14 protein-coding genes are annotated in these 17,214 nt (G+C 60.9%); 5 read left to right on the top strand and 9 right to left on the bottom strand.

The window, feature by feature from the left end; translation table 11 throughout:
* The first annotated feature begins 188 nt into the window (after positions 1 to 188).
* Positions 189 to 1,007 carry a 2,5-didehydrogluconate reductase DkgB gene (gene dkgB / locus AC0IYH_RS24495; protein ID WP_471836619.1) on the top strand — a complete coding sequence of 273 codons (819 nt, stop codon included), beginning with the start codon at positions 189 to 191 and terminating at the stop codon, positions 1,005 to 1,007.
* Here dkgB and AC0IYH_RS24490 read toward each other — a convergent pair.
* The 7 genes from AC0IYH_RS24490 to AC0IYH_RS24460 form a co-directional block, all read right to left on the bottom strand.
* Positions 1,004 to 1,426 carry a PleD family two-component system response regulator gene (locus AC0IYH_RS24490; protein ID WP_122773772.1) on the bottom strand — a complete coding sequence of 141 codons (423 nt, stop codon included), beginning with the start codon at positions 1,424 to 1,426 and terminating at the stop codon, positions 1,004 to 1,006. The two genes, dkgB and AC0IYH_RS24490, sit on opposite strands and share 4 nt — an antisense overlap.
* A gap of 134 nt (positions 1,427 to 1,560) precedes the next feature.
* Positions 1,561 to 5,178 carry a transporter substrate-binding domain-containing protein gene (locus AC0IYH_RS24485; RefSeq protein ID WP_471836618.1) on the bottom strand — a complete coding sequence of 1,206 codons (3,618 nt, stop codon included), beginning with the start codon at positions 5,176 to 5,178 and terminating at the stop codon, positions 1,561 to 1,563.
* A 1-nt stretch (position 5,179) separates the two neighbouring features.
* Positions 5,180 to 5,809, bottom strand: a complete 630-nt coding sequence (locus AC0IYH_RS24480) for a response regulator transcription factor (RefSeq protein WP_116630041.1) — start codon at positions 5,807 to 5,809, stop codon at positions 5,180 to 5,182.
* 269 nt (positions 5,810 to 6,078) lie between these two features.
* Positions 6,079 to 6,795: an MgtC/SapB family protein gene (locus AC0IYH_RS24475; RefSeq protein ID WP_078732510.1), complete on the bottom strand. Its 717-nt coding sequence runs from the start codon at positions 6,793 to 6,795 to the stop codon at positions 6,079 to 6,081.
* Positions 6,796 to 6,887: 92 nt separating this feature from the next.
* On the bottom strand, positions 6,888 to 9,593 hold the full coding sequence (gene mgtA / locus AC0IYH_RS24470; RefSeq protein WP_471836616.1) for a magnesium-translocating P-type ATPase: 2,706 nt from the start codon (positions 9,591 to 9,593) through the stop codon (positions 6,888 to 6,890).
* Positions 9,594 to 10,040: 447 nt separating this feature from the next.
* Positions 10,041 to 10,385 carry an FKBP-type peptidyl-prolyl cis-trans isomerase gene (locus AC0IYH_RS24465; protein ID WP_122773770.1) on the bottom strand — a complete coding sequence of 115 codons (345 nt, stop codon included), beginning with the start codon at positions 10,383 to 10,385 and terminating at the stop codon, positions 10,041 to 10,043.
* A gap of 141 nt (positions 10,386 to 10,526) precedes the next feature.
* Positions 10,527 to 11,495: a hypothetical protein gene (locus tag AC0IYH_RS24460; protein ID WP_471836614.1), complete on the bottom strand. Its 969-nt coding sequence runs from the start codon at positions 11,493 to 11,495 to the stop codon at positions 10,527 to 10,529.
* A 199-nt stretch (positions 11,496 to 11,694) separates the two neighbouring features.
* Here AC0IYH_RS24460 and AC0IYH_RS24455 point away from each other — a divergent pair, with 199 nt between their 5' ends.
* On the top strand, positions 11,695 to 13,191 hold the full coding sequence (locus tag AC0IYH_RS24455) for a PAS domain S-box protein (protein ID WP_471836612.1): 1,497 nt from the start codon (positions 11,695 to 11,697) through the stop codon (positions 13,189 to 13,191).
* A gap of 103 nt (positions 13,192 to 13,294) precedes the next feature.
* Positions 13,295 to 13,567 (top strand): DUF1652 domain-containing protein, encoded by a 273-nt coding sequence (locus tag AC0IYH_RS24450; protein WP_116630036.1) that lies wholly within the window; start codon positions 13,295 to 13,297, stop codon positions 13,565 to 13,567.
* On the opposite strand, the gene AC0IYH_RS24445 is transcribed toward AC0IYH_RS24450, so the two are convergent.
* Both AC0IYH_RS24445 and AC0IYH_RS24440 read right to left on the bottom strand, forming a co-directional pair.
* Complete coding sequence (locus AC0IYH_RS24445; protein ID WP_471836610.1) at positions 13,530 to 14,723, bottom strand: MFS transporter; 1,194 nt, start codon at positions 14,721 to 14,723, stop codon at positions 13,530 to 13,532. The two genes, AC0IYH_RS24450 and AC0IYH_RS24445, sit on opposite strands and share 38 nt — an antisense overlap.
* A 77-nt stretch (positions 14,724 to 14,800) precedes the next feature.
* Entirely contained in the window at positions 14,801 to 15,109 is a 309-nt protein-coding gene (locus AC0IYH_RS24440; protein ID WP_116630034.1) for an RcnB family protein, read from the bottom strand.
* A gap of 175 nt (positions 15,110 to 15,284) precedes the next feature.
* On the opposite strand from AC0IYH_RS24440, the gene AC0IYH_RS24435 reads away from it, so the two are divergent.
* Together AC0IYH_RS24435 and AC0IYH_RS24430 are read left to right on the top strand one after the other, a co-directional pair.
* Positions 15,285 to 15,842 carry a helix-turn-helix domain-containing protein gene (locus AC0IYH_RS24435; protein WP_471836608.1) on the top strand — a complete coding sequence of 186 codons (558 nt, stop codon included), beginning with the start codon at positions 15,285 to 15,287 and terminating at the stop codon, positions 15,840 to 15,842.
* 11 nt (positions 15,843 to 15,853) lie between these two features.
* Complete coding sequence (locus AC0IYH_RS24430) at positions 15,854 to 17,200, top strand: glutamine synthetase family protein (RefSeq protein ID WP_471836606.1); 1,347 nt, start codon at positions 15,854 to 15,856, stop codon at positions 17,198 to 17,200.
* The last annotated feature ends 14 nt before the right edge of the window (positions 17,201 to 17,214 follow it).

Here is a 17,214-nt window from a genome sequence, read left to right as displayed (position 1 = left end):
AAGCCCCGAAACACCGGCGATGCTTTGGGCATCAGGTGCGAATGGAGACGTTTCCTACAGGAACTGGCGACAGTGGCGCGGCACTTGTGATTCCTGGTAAAGAGTCCTTTTCAGAGACGGCGGTTTTTCCGAAGGAACGACGGGCGGATACTCGACTCCATTGTTCATATCCCCTTCAGGAGTTACTGATGTCTACCCCCACGCAAAACGTACCAGCCTTCGGCCTCGGCACCTTCCGCCTGCAGGGCCAGGTGGTGATCGACTCCGTGAGCACTGGCCTGGAACTGGGCTACCGCGTGATCGACACCGCGCAAATCTACGAGAACGAAGCCGATGTCGGCCAGGCCATCGCCAACAGCGGCGTACCGCGTGATGAGCTGTTTATCACCAGCAAGATCTGGATCGCCAACTTCGCCAAAGGCCAGTTGATTGCGAGCCTCAAGGAGAGCCTGCGCAAGCTCAAGACCGACTACCTCGACCTGACCCTGATCCACTGGCCATCACCGGAAGACCAGGTGCCGGTCGCCGAATTCATGGGCCAATTGCTTGAAGCCAAACGCCAGGGCCTGACGCGCCAGATCGGTATTTCCAACTTCACCATAGACCTGATGAAGCAGGCTATCGCCGCCGTCGGCGCCGAGCATATCGCCACCAATCAGGTCGAACTGCACCCCTACCTGCAAAACCGCAAGGTGGCGGATTTCGCAGCCGCCAACGGCATCCAGATTACGTCGTACATGACCCTGGCCTACGGCGAGGTGCTCAAGGACCCGGTGATCCAGCAGATCGCCGAACGCCATCAGGCCACCCCGGCGCAAGTGACCCTCGCCTGGGCCATGCAGTCGGGTTATGCGGTGATCCCCTCGTCGACCAAGCGTGCCAACCTGGAAAGCAACCTCAAAGCCCTGCAACTGACCTTGAGCGATGCCGACATGGCACAGATTGCCGGCCTGGAGCGCGGCCACCGCTTGACCAGCCCCAAGGGTATCGCGCCGAAGTGGGACTAGAGACCGGCCACGTGGCCGCGGGATAACTCCCGCAGCCACGGCAACACCCTCAGGCCCGCCGTGGCATTGGGTGGATCGACGATATCCATGAAGTGTTCCAGATTGACGTTGTCGGGTACGCCCGGCAGGCGTACCAGCACATCCGGCGTTGCGCCAACCGGCGGGCCCGGCTCCAGCAGGTCGTAGACCAGCACATGGCGAGCCTGAGGCTGGGCACCAGAGGTATGGAGCGTCAGGCCCGAATTGATGATCAGTACATCAAAGGGCCTGGCCGGGATGGCGGCGAGTATCTGGACTTCTTCAAAGGTTTGCACCGGCACGATCCGGTGGTACCCCAATCGATTGAGCATTTTTTCGATGTGCAGCCGTTGCATGTGCTGTTCATCGGCGATCAGGATGGTGAGTGCTTTGTTCGGCATGGCAACCCCCTGGGCAGGCAGTGCTCGTCAGTGAGCGAGGCCCATTTTCCAGACATATCTGCAAGACAAAATCAGGTATGTTCCCCCTTCGCGTAGGAGTTATCCCAAACCTACCGAATGGCCATGTTCCGCACTCAAGCCTGCCTGCAGTAGCGAACCAGCGCGTCATGCAAACGCTCGATGGCCACGCCGATTGCCGCCAACGCGGCGCCCAGTGCATCACTGTCGCGCCGCTCACAGACACCCTCCAACGTCTCGCAACAGCTGATCAGCGCCTGGGCCTTGACCATGCGAGCCCCGCCCTTGACGCGATGGGCCAGGTCATAGAGTTTGGCAAAATCAACCGACGTCGGAAGACGTGCGAGCACCGCGCGGTCTTCCAGCAGGCTCCCGATCAAGGGCTCCAGCAACTCGTTGAGCGCGTACTTGTCGCCATCGGTCAGGGTGATCAGCGCACTTAAATCAAACACCGCTGCAGCGTGATCCGTGACGGCACCGAAGGTGAGCGCGGCCAAGGCCATGCGCAGGTCGTCAAGCCCGGTAGGCTTGAACAAGCAACCGTCCATGCCGGCTTCCTGGCAACGTTCGACCTCCTGTGGCTGGGCATTCGCCGTGAAACCGAGCAACAGGCACGGCGCCAGCCCGCGCTGGCGTTCTTGTTCACGAATATCGCGCGCCAACGCATAACCGTCCTTAAAGGGCATATTGCAATCGGTGATCACACCGTCAAAACCACCGCCTTGCCACAACTCAAACCCTTGGTTGCCATCCTCGGCGGTGACGATGCGATGCCCCAGAAAGCTCAGCTGTCGCGCCAGCAACACGCGGTTGGCCGGGTAGTCGTCTACCACCAGGATATTCAACGCGCGCGCCGACGGCACAGGCGGCACAGGCGGGGCCGCCGGCACAGCAGCACTCATCACCAGAGCCAAGGTCACGTCCACGCGCGTGCCCTTGCCCAACACACTGCTCAAGTGCAGTTGGCCGCCCATCATTTCGCACAGATTACGGCTGATCATGAGCCCCAGGCCCGAACCGCTGCGCGACGATTGCTCGTTATTGCTGCCCTGGACAAACGGGTTGAACAGGCGCTGCTGGTCTTCGGCGCTGATGCCAATGCCCGTGTCTTCCACCCATAACCGCAGGCTCAGCGGTCCATCCGCTATGGCCTGGTCCGCCTGTGCGCCCAGGCGTACTTCACCGGTGGAGGTAAACTTGATGGCGTTACCCAGCAGGTTGGACACCACCTGCTTGAAACGCAGCGGGTCGGTCAATACCGAACGGTCGATCAAGGGGTCGAGGTCCACCTGCAGTACCAGGCCCTTGTCCCGTGCCAGCCCCTCGAATACCCGCGCCACCGAGCCCAGCAGTTCATGCAGGTTGGCCGGCTCCAGGCTGAGGGAGAGATGGCCGGATTCAATTCGCGCGATATCGAGAATATCGCCGATCAGCTCCAGCATGCCCCGCGAAGCGACCGACGCCACCTCCAGCGCATCGCGGTCAGCCCTGCCCTGCTCGGCGTTTTTCAGGGCCAGTTCGATCATCCCGATCACGGCATTCATGGGCGTTCGGATCTCATGGCTCATGGTCGCCAGGAAGGTGGTCTTGGCGCGGTTGGCGGCGTCGGCCTCCTCCTTGGCTTCCTGCAACTGCCCCAGCAAGCGCTGGCGTTCGCTGACATCGACCCAGCCGGCAATCATGCCCACCACACGGCCATTGCTGTCGCGGTACGGCAGCATCCATTGGTAGATGGTCAACACGCCGCCATCGGGCAGCTTGAGCACGCGGTCATGGATCTGCGGCTCGCCCAGCTCCATCAAGCGTAAATAATCACTCTGGAACGACTGCGCCTGGGGCGGGTTGCCGGTGTCGGTTTCCACCACGGTCTTGCCGATAACGTCTTCCAACCTGAAACCGAACACATCGAGGTAGGCGTTGTTGCAAGCCATCAACCGGCCCTGGCGATCGCGCACGTAGATAGGATGCGGCGTGCCATCGATCAGCACGCTCATGAATCGCATCTGGTCGCTCAAGGCCCGCTCGGCCTGGGCGCGCTTGCGAATCAGGTTACGCAAATAGAACACCCAGCCCAGGGTGACCAACAGCAGCAGCGCGGCCAGGCCAAATCCTTGGATAATCACCGTGCGGTGATGGATCCAGTAGCTGTCTTCGATGATGATTTCGCTGCGCCAATGGTTGGTCAACTCGTCCATCTCCTCGGGGGTAATACTCAGCAAAGCCTTCTCGAGGATCGAATACAGCTCCAACTGGCTGCGATTGACCCCAAACGTAAAGCGCGCCGGCTCCCTGCCGACGGTGCTGGTGATGCGCAAGCGCTCACGGTAATAGCGCATGCTCATGTAGCGCGCACTCATCAGCGAAACCACGGTCCCGTCAACATCGCCTTTGGCCACCAACGCCAGCGCCTGCTCGGTGTTCTCGGCAGCGACAAACTCGATACCTGAATAATCCTCGGCGATCTGCGCCGCCAGGCTGTTGCCGCTGACCAGCGCCAGGCGCTTGCCGGGCATATCTTCCAGGGTCACCAGGTGCTCGTTATTGGCCGAAACCACCAGTACGTAGGGGTTTGACAGGTAGGGCCGGGTGAAGCGGATCTTCTCGGCGTTCTCGACGCTCGGCGTGATGACCGCCAGCATGTCGACCTGCCCGTCACTGGCGGCGTCGATTTGATGCGGCAGCGTACCGCCCTGCTGCACATCGAACTTCAGGCCCGTACGCAAGCTGATCCGCGAAAGTACTTCGGCGCTCAACCCTTCGAATTGCCCCTGCTCGTTGAAAAACGACAGCGGGACAAACTTGTCGAACGCCGCCACTTTCACCCGCGGATGTTTATCCAGCCAGCGCTGCTCACTGTCGCTCAGGCGCAACCGCTCGGCGCCGAGGAAACCAATGCCGCCCGCACTCCAGCGGCGCAGGATCTCCATCTGTTTGTTGGCGGAAACCACGGCCAGCGCCGAATTGAGGATGTGCAGCAAACGCCTGTTGGCCCTGGGGACCGCGAAGCCGAACGGGTTGGCCTCCATGGCGGAAAAATCCGCCATGCGCACATTGTTGAGGTGGTTCTTGTTGATCAGATACCGAGTGCTGATGGCGTCGCCCAGGTAAACATCCGCCTGGCCGAACGACACCGCACCGATTGCCTCGAAGGTCGAGCCAAACAGCAGCAACTGCGCCTTGGGGTAAAACGCCTGGACCGCATCGGGTTGCATGTAGTGGTAGAGCATCGCCACGCGCCGGCCCGCCAGGTCGACGCTCAGTGCCTGGGTGTCGCCCACCCGCGTCACCAGGGTGGGTTGGTCATTGGCATAGGCACGCGACAGCAACAGCTTGGGGTCGGCCGCTTCATAGCCGTTGGCCGAGCCGACAAAATCCACGGCGCCGGTCTTGAGCGCTTCAATCACCTCATCGCGGGTGTCGTAACGCCGCACCTCGATGGTGATGTTCAGCACCTGGGCGATCAGCGCCGCATAGTCGGCGGTAATACCTTCAAACTCTTCCTGGTTGTTGCTCAGATCAAAGGGCGCGTAATCGGGCGCCGACACGCCCATCGCCAACGTGCGCTGCTCGCGCAGCCAGCGCCAGTCGCCTTCGTCCAGCCGCACGTCAACGTTTTCAAGGCTTGAATGCCCCAACAGCCGCAGGGTTTGCGGCTCGTCGAGGGCCATCGTTGCCAACGGCAACAGGCCCATCAGCAGGCTGGCCGTCAGGTTGATCAGCCGGGAAGGGTTCATTTCAGATCAGGTGGTTGCGCTGCGCAAATTTGGACAGGTGCACCACCGAAGACATACGCAACTTTTCCTTGAGCCGCGTCTTGTAGGTACTGATGGTTTTGTGACTCAACAACATGTCCTCGGCAATTTCCTTGTTGCCCAGGCCCAGCGCCAGCTTTTGCAATACCGTCAGCTCACGGTCGGACAGCGCATCCACCAACTCCTGTTCGGTGGACTGCAAATCATCGCGACGCACCGAGCTGGTGGGCAGGCTGGGGAAACAACTGTAGCCGGACCGGATCGCCCTGATCGCCTTTTGCAGCTCATCGAGTTCCCCCGTCTTGGCCACAAACCCCATCGCCCCGGCGCGCATGCAGCGGGTGGAAAAAAACATCGCCAGATACGAAGTCAGCACCAGAATCTTGCACGGCAGCTCAAGCGCCTTGATTCGGCTGATCACCTCCAACCCGCCGAGCCTGGGCATTGCCAAGTCGAGGATGACGATGTCCGGACGCTCCTCGCGCGCAATCTGCAAAGCATCCGCGCCGTTGCCCGCTTCGAAGATACTGTCGAAGCCTTCTTGCTTCAACAGGTGCTTGACGGTCGCGCGTATGAAAGGATGGTCATCCACAACTAACGCTTTATTGCTCATAAAACTCCCCTAAGAGGATCGGTACGCTCACATATCACGCGAGACCTAGCTACCTGTGAAAAGTACCAGTTCCGATAAACGGCACTGATTACTCCTACAACACTGCCGGCAGTAAAGGCCCCTCCTCTTGAAACAACACGCTAACCAGGTAACGCCGCAGCCGTATTCCTAGGCTGTCGCGGCGCGCAACCTTAACAACGGCGCCGTGTTTCAAATGAAGGGATAATCTCGAGTACTTGTGGGACTTTTCCTCGCAACAATTAGGAAAGTTACTCAGTGGTACTTGGGCTCCAGAATGCCTGCACCACCAGGGTCGAGAGGGAGATCCGCGCCACCAGCGCGTCCAGCTCGTCACCGTCCACCGACGTCACGGCCAGGGTGGCTTCGATTTCCACTTCCTCCGTGCCAAAAGGCCGCACGTCAACATCACTGGCCGGGTAGTTGCAGCGCGCCAGCTCGGCTTCCAGCAACGCCAGCACAGCTTTTTGCTGGGTACGCCGGGCGATCACATACAGAATATTGGTGACCTCCGCCGACACCACGTCCAGCGGCTGGCGGTTGATGTTGTTGACGATCGGCCGCAGCAGCGTATTGGCCGCCAGCACAAACAGCGTGCCCAGCAGCGCTTCGAGGATCAGGTCGGCACCGGCGCACGCCCCCACCGCCGCCGACGCCCACAGCGTGGCCGCCGTGTTGAGCCCGCGCACATTGCCCTCTTCGCGCATGATCACACCGGCGCCCAGAAAGCCGATGCCCGACACCACGTACGCCACCACCCGCACCGCGCCTTCCGCGCCGCCCAGGCGGTTGGCCATGTCGACAAAAATCGCCGCGCCCACGGCCACCAGCACATTGGTCCGCAAGCCCGCCGTGCGCTGGCGGTACTGGCGCTCGAAACCGATCAGGCCGCCGAGGATAAAGGCCGCGGTGAGGCTCACCAGGGTGTCGATCAGGGAATTGAGGTTGATGTTGTTGATTGCTTGCATAAAAACTTCCTTTTAACTCTGTCGCTCTGCCTGCCTTTTTGTGGCGAGCGAGCTTGCTCGCTCGCCACACGGGCACGGTGCTTTCAGTAGCTTTACTGCCAGCCAAACTTACGGATGTAGTAGCCCTTCACCGCCTGGGTCAGCGCCATGTACGCCAGCAAAATCACCGGCAGGAACACGAAATACAACGACGGCAGCGCCTGCAGTTTGAAGTAGTGCGCCAGCGGCCCCATCGGCAGGAAAATCCCCACGGCCATGATCACGCCGGTCATCACCATCAACGGCATCGCTGCGCGGCTTTGCAGGAACGGGATTTTCGGCGTGCGGATCATGTGCACGATCAACGTCTGGGTCAGCAGCCCCACCACGAACCAGCCCGACTGAAACAGCGTCTGATGGTCCGGGGTGTTGGCATCGAACACGTACCACATGAGCGCGAATGTGGTGATGTCGAAGATCGAGCTGATCGGCCCGAAAAACAGCATGAAGCGCCCTACTTCCCCCGGCTGCCAGCGTTGCGGCTTGGCGAGCATTTCGGCGTCGACGTTATCGAACGGAATCGCGATCTGCGAAATGTCATACAGCAGGTTCTGCACCAGCAGGTGCATCGGCAGCATCGGCAAAAACGGGATAAACGCACTGGCCACCAGCACCGAGAACACGTTGCCGAAGTTCGAGCTGGCAGTCATCTTGATGTACTTGAGCATGTTGGCGAAGGTGCGCCGGCCTTCCAGCACGCCCTCCTCAAGGATCATCAGGCTTTTTTCCAGCAGGATGATGTCGGCCGCTTCCTTGGCGATATCCACCGCGCTGTCCACCGAGATGCCGATATCGGCAGTGCGCAACGCGGGCGCGTCGTTGATGCCATCGCCCATGAAACCCACCACATGCCCGTTGGCCTTGAGCAGGCGCACGATGCGCTCCTTGTGACTGGGGGTCAGCCGCGCGAACACGTTGGTGGTTTCCACGGCCTTGGCCAGCTCGGCGTCGGTCATGTCCTCGATGTCGTTGCCCATCAACAGGCCCTGTTGCTCCAGGCCCACTTCACGGCAAATTTTGGCGGTGACCAGCTCGTTGTCGCCGGTCAGCACTTTTACCGCCACGCCATGGGCCTTGAGAGCCTTGAGCGCAGGCGAGGTGCTTTCCTTGGGCGGGTCGAGGAAGGCCACGTAGCCGATCAGCGTCAGGTCGCGCTCATCCGCCAGGCTGTAGGTGTCGCGCCCCGGGTTCATCGGCTGTGCCGCCACGGCCACCACGCGCAGGCCTTCTTCGTTGAACGCCGCAGTCACTTGGCGGATGCGCGCCAGCAGCTCATCGGTCAGCGCTTCGTTGCTGTCGCCATGGCGCACGGTGTTGCACACAGAGAGGATTTCCTCCACGGCACCCTTGCAGATCAACAAGTGCGGCAAGCCCTCCTGGGCCACCACCACCGACATGCGGCGGCGATTGAAGTCGAAGGGAATCTCGTCAACCTTGTGGAACGCGGTGCCGACTTTCAGCTCGCGATGCACTTCCACATGCTCCAGCACCGCTACGTCCAGCAGGTTTTTCAGGCCGGTCTGGTAGTAGCTGTTGAGGTAGGCCATTTCCAATACGTCGTCGGACTCTTCGCCCCACACGTCGACATGGCGCGCCAGGAAAATCTTGTCCTGGGTCAGGGTGCCGGTCTTGTCGGTGCACAGCACATCCATGGCGCCGAAGTTCTGGATCGCGTCCAGTCGCTTGACGATGACCTTCTTGCGCGACAGAAACACCGCGCCCTTGGCCAGGGTAGACGTGACAATCATCGGCAGCATTTCCGGGGTCAGCCCCACGGCAATCGACAGCGCAAACAGCAGCGCTTCGGTCCAGTCGCCCTTGGTGAACCCGTTAATGAACAGCACCAGCGGCGCCATCACAAACATAAAGCGGATCAGCAACCAGCTGACCTTGTTTACGCCGTGCTGGAACGAGGTGGTCGCGCGGTCGGTGGCGGTCACACGTTGCGCCAGGGCGCCGAAATAGGTGCTGTTGCCGGTGGTCAGGACCACCGCCGTGGCCGCACCGGACACCACGTTGGTGCCCATGAACAGGATGTTTTCCAGGTCCAGCGGGTTGCGCGTGTGGGCGTCCTGCTGCTGGGCGAACTTCTCCACCGGCATCGATTCACCGGTCATCGCGGCCTGGCTGACGAACAGGTCCTTGGCGCTGAGCACACGGCAGTCGGCGGGGATCATATCCCCGGCCGACAGCACGATGAGGTCGCCCGGCACCAGTTGCTTGATCGGCAATTCAATGCGCTTGGCGGCATCGCGACGCAGCACCGTGGCGGTGTTGCTGACCATGGCTTTCAAGGCATCCGCGGCCTTGTTCGACTTGGCCTCCTGCCAGAAACGCAGCAGGGTCGAGAGCACCACCATGGAGAAAATCACCGTGGCGGCCTTCATGTCTTCGGTCAGCCAGGAGATCACCGCAAGCAAGGTCAGCAGCAGGTTGAACGGGTTTTTGTAGCAGTGCCACAGGTGCACCCACCACGGCAGCGGCTGTTCGTGCTCCACCTCGTTGAGGCCGTATTGCACGCGCAGGGCGTCGGCTTCCTGGGTGTTCAAACCCTCGGTGTGGCTACCCAGGGTCCCGAGCAATTGCACGGCACTGCTGTTGGCTGCGACCACCAGGGTTTGCGCCAGGGTCGGCGGCACTTCGCGGCTGACGCTGGCGTCGGTCACGGTGTCGAGCATCGCCAGGCGGCGGAAATGCCGGGCGATGTGCCGGGTCCGCAGGAAGCCGGCAAAGAACTCTTTCAACAGAGTCAGGTTCATGGTGTTACTCCTGCGCGAGGAAAAACCGTCGAGCAGGTACGGCCGTCTGCGCCGCGCCCTTTTTACAGGCACAGCCAGCGTGGCCCGCCTGCCGAAAAAAGGCAGGCGCGTCCGTAGCATCCCGAGGTGAGTCAGGTGCTGGTCAGCGTCGATGAGAGGGGATCAGACAGGGGCCAGGACTGGCCGCTGCCGGGATGCCGCTTCTCGCTATGATTGGCGAGATAACGGCACCTGAAAAAATGCGCGTTACCTTGCCAAGTACGTGCCGGTTACCGAGACCGGCCGACAACTGTCACTCGAACAAGTACCCACTGAGGGTCTCCGCTATTGATGAAAACGCGCGAAGCTTACGCCCCGATTTCAGGAGAGTAAACCGTAGGAAAGTTTCCGTATGGTGAATAAGAAGATTCTTCAGGATGGGTTCAGGAAGCCGCGACACGGCACGCCTCAATCCTCCCGAGTCAGCACTTCCAACAATTCAATTTCAAACCGCAGATTGCTGTTGGGCTTGATATGCGCGCCCATCGAGCGCTCGCCATACGCCAAGTGGGCCGGCACAAACAGCGTGCGTACACCGCCGACCTGCATGCCCATCAAGCCCTGGTCCCAGCCCTTGATCACGCGCCCGGTGCCGATCACACACTGGAACGGCTTGCCCCGCTCCCAGGACGAATCGAACACCGTGCCGTCTTCCAGGGTGCCGGTGTATTGCGTGGTGATCAGCGCGCCCTTGACCACGGCTTTGCCGTCGCCCTGGCGGAGGTCGGTGATCTGGAGTTCGTCATGATTCATGGCGGGTCTCGTCGAATGCGCAAAGGCAGGGGTTTTCCCAGAATCGGCTGGTTTTGGCAAGCATGCAGCCGCACTCAATACACAATTGCAAATGTGGCAGGGGGCAAGCCCCCTCCCACAGTTTTGACCGTGTGGGGTCAATTAAGCCAACGGCACACGACGGGTCGTCAGCGCGATACGGCCTACAAAGAAGCTCAACGCCGCACCCAACAGCAACATCGCCAAGGTGCTCCACGCGGCACGGGACAGTTGCTTGGCTGCCACTTCACCGGCTTCACGGGCTTTCTGCTCGGCCTGTTGCTTGAGCTCATCAACCTTCTGCATGGCTTGCTCATACGCCTTGGCATAGTTGTCGACGATCTGCGTGGCTTCTTCCTTGCTCTTGCCAGTACGGGCCGCAACGATGTTGACCAACGCGTCCTTATCGGCGGCGTTCAACGCCGGTTCACCGGAGGCTTTGACACGCTCGAACCACTGCTTCAATTCATCACCAGCCTGGGCCGGGTTGGACGCTGCATCGGTTGCCGATTGTTTGCCATCCGCGGCGGCCTGGTCGGTTTTCTGCTCGACGTTGGCCGGGTCCAGCTCAGCCTTGCCGCTTTGTTTGAGCAAGGTATCGAATTGCCCCTGCAGGCTGTTCCAGTCCAGCTGGATGCCTTGTTCGTTCAACTGCTGCTTGAGGCTGTTGCCGATCCCCGGCGCTGCGGCGGCAATACCGCTACCAGCAGCCGACAGCCCCTTGCCCACCACATTGCCGGCGGTGCCGACCACGCTCGCGGCCAGCCCGGCCAGGAGCCAGGTGGTGAGCAAGGTGGTCAGGGTCCAGGTCAGTACGCCGTGCAGGCCGCCACGGTCCGGTGCGGTGCGACCGGCCACAAATGCGCCGAGGGCGATAGCCACCAGTGTCGAGACAAACAGCCAGATCCCGGCACCGGTGCCGAAACCGGCCAGTGGGTTACCCGCCTCCATGGGATCGACTGCGCTGGCGCCAATGGCGGTGCCCAGCACGCTCAATACCAGGTACGTCACCAGTGCAATTGCACTACCGGCCAATACCGAGCTCCAGGACACACGAAACAACGAACGGTTCGTTTCATAGACAGTGGTCATACAAAGGTCCTTCACAAGTTATAGGAGCAAGGCAATTTGCCTTGATGGATGGGAGTGTGGCGAAACGACATCCGTTCAGTCGTGGCCCATATGCACCAGACAGCCTGGTGCATTCGCACCCCTCCCCCGGCAATTTCTCTGCACTATCCTCAAGCCCGCGTGTCGTACTTCCATGCGCCCTTTCACCGCCGGAGAACCTATGACCCAGGACGTTCTTGCCAAAGAAACCAATCGCCGCCAACTGCAGCAGATCATCTCCGGGCTGTCCGATGGGATCATCCTCGCCGAAGTCGACCAGACCATCCTCTGGGCCAATGAAGCCGCGTTGACCATGCACGGTATCGAGGCAGTCATGGCCCTGGGTGCCAACACCCGCGAGTACGCCGAACGCTTTGCCCTGCGCTATCGCAACAACCATCCCGTGCTGCTGGAAAACTACCCGTTGGCGCGCGCGGCGGCGGGCGAAGAGTTCAGCGATGTGGTGGTGGAAGTCACGCCCCTGGGCGACCCCGACAGAACCTGGGTGCACCGCCTGCGCAGCCTGGTGATAAGCGACTCCCACGGCGAGCCCGAGTTGCTCGTGCTGATCCTCAGCGACGCCACCGAATGGGCCAGCGCCGAGCAACGCTTTGAAAAAACCTTCAACGCCAACCCGGCGCCTGCGGTGATCTGCCGCTTGAGCGACCTGCGCTACATCAAGGTCAACCAGGGCTTTCTGGAGATGACCGGCTACAACCGCGACCAGGTCATCGGCAAGTCCGTGTATGAGCTGGATGTGCTGGAACAGGCCGAACGCAAGGACCTGGCCATCCAGCGCCTGGGCGAAGGCGCGACCATCCCGCAGATGCAGGCCGAACTGCGCCTGCCCGAAGGCGGCAGCAAACTGGTGATCGTCGCCGGCCAGCCGTTGGACATGAACGAGGAAGACTGCATGCTGTTTTCCTTCATGGACCTGGAACCGCGCCGCAAGGCGGAAATCGCCCTGCGCCAGAGCGAGGAACGCTTCGCCAAATCCTTCCGCCTGACGCCGGTGCCGACCCTGGTGTGCAGCGCCGCCAACCGCCAGGTGGTGGACGTCAACGAAGCGTTCATGAGCATTACCGGCTATATCAGCGAAGAGTTGATCGGCAAAGCCATCGAGGATATCGACTTCATCGACAGCGCCACCGCCGGCGCGCAGTTGTTCGCCAGCCTGGAAAAAGCCGGCAACCTTGAAGGCCTCGACCTCAAGGTGCGCAAGAAAGGCCATGAAGTAATCGACTGCGTGGTGTCCGCCGACACCGTGATCATCGAGGACGTGCCCTGCTACCTGCTGGTGCTGATGAACATCACCGAACGCAAGCGCTCGGAGCTGGAGCTGGTGGCGGCCATCGAGGAAGTGATGCAGGACGCCTCATGGTTCAGCCAGACCCTGATCGAAAAGCTGGCCAACGCCAAGAGCGTCAACAGCCCCAACCTGCCCAATATCGCCTTCACCGACCTCACTGCCCGTGAGCGTGACGTGCTGGGCTTGATCTGCGAAGGCCTGGCCGACAAGGAGATCGCCTCGCGCCTGAAACTGGCGCCCAACACTGTGCGTAACCATGTGGCCACGGTGTATTCGAAGCTGGGCGTGCACAGCCGCAGCGCGGCCATCGTGTGGGCCCGTGAACGCGGGCTGTTTGCCGGGGAACTGCGACTTAAACACAAGCCTTGAACGTGCAAATGCACTAGTGCGGCTAGTGCGAATTCGCCTTATGGCGCGCAGGTGCAACCCCTAACCTTTAAGGCATCGAAACCGATGCCCTGAAGGAACCCGCATGTTTACCCTCGCCCAACTGCGAAATTGCATTGAAGAAGGCCTGTCGCCGCTGACTTGCGAGTTCACCCTGTGCCGGGATGCGTCCCTGACCCTCAAGGTCTATGACGCCGACACCGGCCGGGTCGACCTGGTGGTCACCGGCATCAGCACCAACCGCCTGCAGACCCCGCAGGAAGTGGAAAAGATGGTTGAAGAGCTGCGCTACGAACTGCAGAGCAACAATGTCGGCAAACTTAACCTGGAAGATTTGCCTTCAGCCTCGCCCCAATGAAATAGAACACCCCGCCGCCGACGATAAACGCCCCCAGCATGTAGAACATGGTGTGGGCCGGCAGGCTGGCCAGCACCAGCCCGCACAACACCGGCCCCAGTGCGGCGCCGAGGTTGGAGAGGTTTTGCGCGCCGTAGTACATGCCCCGCAGGTGGTCCGGGGCGATCCGGTCGATAAACATGTACTCGGACGGAAACACCACTATCTCCCCCACCGTGAACACCGCCATCGCCAGCACCCACCACAGCACGCTGGTGGACAGCGCAAAGCCGATCAACCCGAGCATGAACATGCTCAAGCCAAAGATCAGCCATTGGCTCAGATGACGGTGCGAGATGCGCCGGCCAATCACGTATTGCAGGGCGATCACCAGCACGGCGTTGGTGGTGAGCACGGCGCTGATTACGGTGTAGGTGTATTCGGCGGTGGTGGTGGTCACCAGGTACTGCGACAGGTAGGCCGTAAACTGGCCGAACACTACCGCGCTGAGCAAACCGCCAATGGTGAAACACACCAGGCGGTGATCACGCAGCAGCACACGGCCGACGGCGAGAAACGACACCGGTTTTTGCGCCGGCTCGGCGGTTGCCAACGTGCGGTCGCCCCAGCGCCAGTACAACAGGAAAAACCCCAAGCCCAGCAGCGCCGACAGCACAAAGGGCAGGCTGATATCCAGCTTGGCCACCACCGCGCCAAACGCCGGCCCCACGGCATAGCCGATATTGGTCAGGGTGTACTTGATGGAAAACACTTCACTGCGCGCGTCTTCGGGCAACAGGCTGGCAAAGCCGGCTTTCACCGCAATATCAATGACCGCGTAGGCCAGGTTGATCAGGATCAGGCAGCTGTAGAACGCCCAGATATTCTGCGCCAGCACCGTGCCGATAAACCCGAGCACAAACACCACGCTCAGCCCGAGCAGCAGGCGATAGCTGTTGATGCGGTCAACCAGAAAACCGCCGTACACACTCAGCAATGAACCGACGATCAACGAACTGCCGATCACCAGGCCGACCTGGCTGATGTCGAGGGCGAAATGGCGGGTGAGGTAAATAACCAGATAGGGAAAGGTGATGGCTTTGGCCAGCGTCAGCATCAACGTGGCGCACAGCAACAGGTTCACGGTGCGGGGGTAGTTTCTTATTGTGGCAAGCATCCTGCTCTCTTTCTTGTGTAGGTAACGCGGCCATTGCGGCCGGTTACCTTAACGCAAGAACAGGCAAAACAGACAGGTCATTTCTTGACGGGTGTGATCTCAAGAATGGTGCCGTTGGTGGTCTTGAGCAGCACAAAACGGTCGCCTACCCGCGCCCATTGGCTGTCGGCCTCGGGTTGCTTGAGGCCACGCTTTTTCCAGTCGCTGACGGCCGACTCCTTGCGCATCAGGATGTCCGGGGCGCGGTCGCCTTCTTTCAAGTCACGGGTGTTGATATTGGACGGCTTGACGGTTTCCTGGGGGGTATCCCCGGCCTGAGCCACAAAGCTGGCGGTGGACAGGCTGGCGGCGACCAACAGGCAAGCGGCGAGGGTTCTGGATTTCATGGGTGCTCCTTGAATGAATGGCGCGTACTCAGGTTCGGACCGCAGCGGCACGGAATCATTCAGCTCCCACGCCATACATTCCTCTAGCCACAAGAGCGGTGCATTGAGCATGATCGCCATTGCCGTCATGAAATAAATCCTGTAATTTTTCATGAAATTATCCGACATAAATTTCATGACCCCACAAGATGAACTTGCCACCCTCGCCGCGCTGATCCACGACTTGCGCAAGCACAAGAAGCTCACCCTGGCCCAGCTTGCGCAAAAGATCGAGCGCTCGGTGGGTTTCCTGTCCCAGGTGGAGCGCGGCCTGTCGCGCCCGACCGTGGCGGACCTGACCGCCATCAGCCACGCCCTCGACGTGCCCACCACCTATTTCTACAGCCAGCCCAAGCCCAAGGCGGTGGACTGGATTACCCGGCCCAACGAGCGGCGCACGGTGTATTACGCCAACGGCATCACCGACATCCTCGTTTCACCGAGCATGAACGGCGCGTTTTCGATGCTCGACAGCCTGTTGGCCCCCGGCGCCAACAGCGGTGATCAAACCATGAGCGACCGCGCCGAGCAGGCCGGTTTTGTGCTGGAAGGCGAGCTGACGCTGTGGGTCGAGGGCGAGGCCGATTCGGTCACCCTCGGCCAAGGCGACAGCTTCCACCTGGCCAGTTTCGCCCATTGCCGCTACGCCAACCTGACCGACCTGCCCGCCCGCGTGCTGTGGGTTTACAACTAGGAGCAACACCCGTGAAAAGCCATGCCGCCACGTTACTGGCCGAAGTACGGACCTTTCGCCAGAACCACCCCGACGTGCGTTACGTCGACCTGATCGCCCTGGACATTCCCGGGCATTTCTATGGCAAGCGCTACCCCATCGAGATGCTCGAAAAGGTCGCCGCCGGCAGCCCCTTGAAGCTGCCGCAAAATGCCGTGCTGCTGGGCGCCCAGGGCGGGCTGTTCAAGATTGGCGACTACTGCTTCCACGACGGCGACCCGGACGCCAACCGCCGCCTGGTGCCGGGCACACTCAAGCCGGTGAGCTGGGAGTCGCAGCCATTGGGCCAGATGCTGATCACCTCGGACGGCACCGAAGCGCCTATCGAATTCGAACCCCGCGAAGTCCTGGCCAAGGTGCTGGAGCGCCTGCACCACAAGGGCATCCACCCGGTGGTGGCGTTCGAGCTGGAGTTCTACCTGTTCGACAAGAAACTCGATAACGGCCTGCCGCAATTCGCCCGCGACCCGCTCAGCGAGGACGCCGACGACCAGCCCACCCTGCATATCGAGCGGCTGTCGCGCTTCAGCGAGGTACTCGATGACATGGCCCAGACCGCCAAGGCCCAGGGCATCGACATCACGGTGATCACCGCCGAACTCGGCCCAGGCCAGTTCGAGATCAATTTCGGCCACCTCGAAGACGGCCTGCGCGCCGCCGACTGGGCCGCGCTGTTCTGCCGCAGCACCCGCGGCGTAGCGCTCAAGCACGGTTATCGTGCGAGCTTCATGGCCAAACCCTATCTTCAATTCCCAGGTAGCGGCATGCACGTGCATGTCAGCCTGTATGACGGCGCGGGTAATAACCTGCTCGCCGCCCATCAGCAACAGCCGCTGCGCCACGCCGTGGCGGGTTGCCTGGAATTGCTGCCGCATTGCATGCCGATTTTCTCGCCCAACCACAATGCGTTTCGCCGCCTGGGCGGCACGGTCAACGCCGCCACCCGTGCCAGCTGGGGCTTTGAAGACCGCGATGCGTGCGTACGCATCCCCGAATCCGACCCACGCAACCTGCGCATTGAACACCGCATGGCCAGCGCCGATGCCAACCCGTACCTGGTGTTGGCGGCGATCCTGGCCGGTTTGGAGCATGGGCTTGAAGCCAGGCAGGAACCCATCGCACCGTTGAACGAAGATCGCAACAGCGGCACCGCCTTCCCCCTGGAAATGCTCGACGCCGTGCGCGCCATGCAACATCAGCCGGTATTGCGCGATAAGCTGGGCGGCGAATTTGTCGACGTGTACTGCGAAAACAAACGCCAGGACCATTTGGCCTTTCAACAAGAGATCCATGCGCGGGAATACCGCTGGTTTCTTTAACTTCTGGAATCACC

Source organism: Pseudomonas sp. AC463, from assembly GCF_979253585.1.
This window is presented reverse-complemented; position numbering and strand designations above follow the sequence as displayed.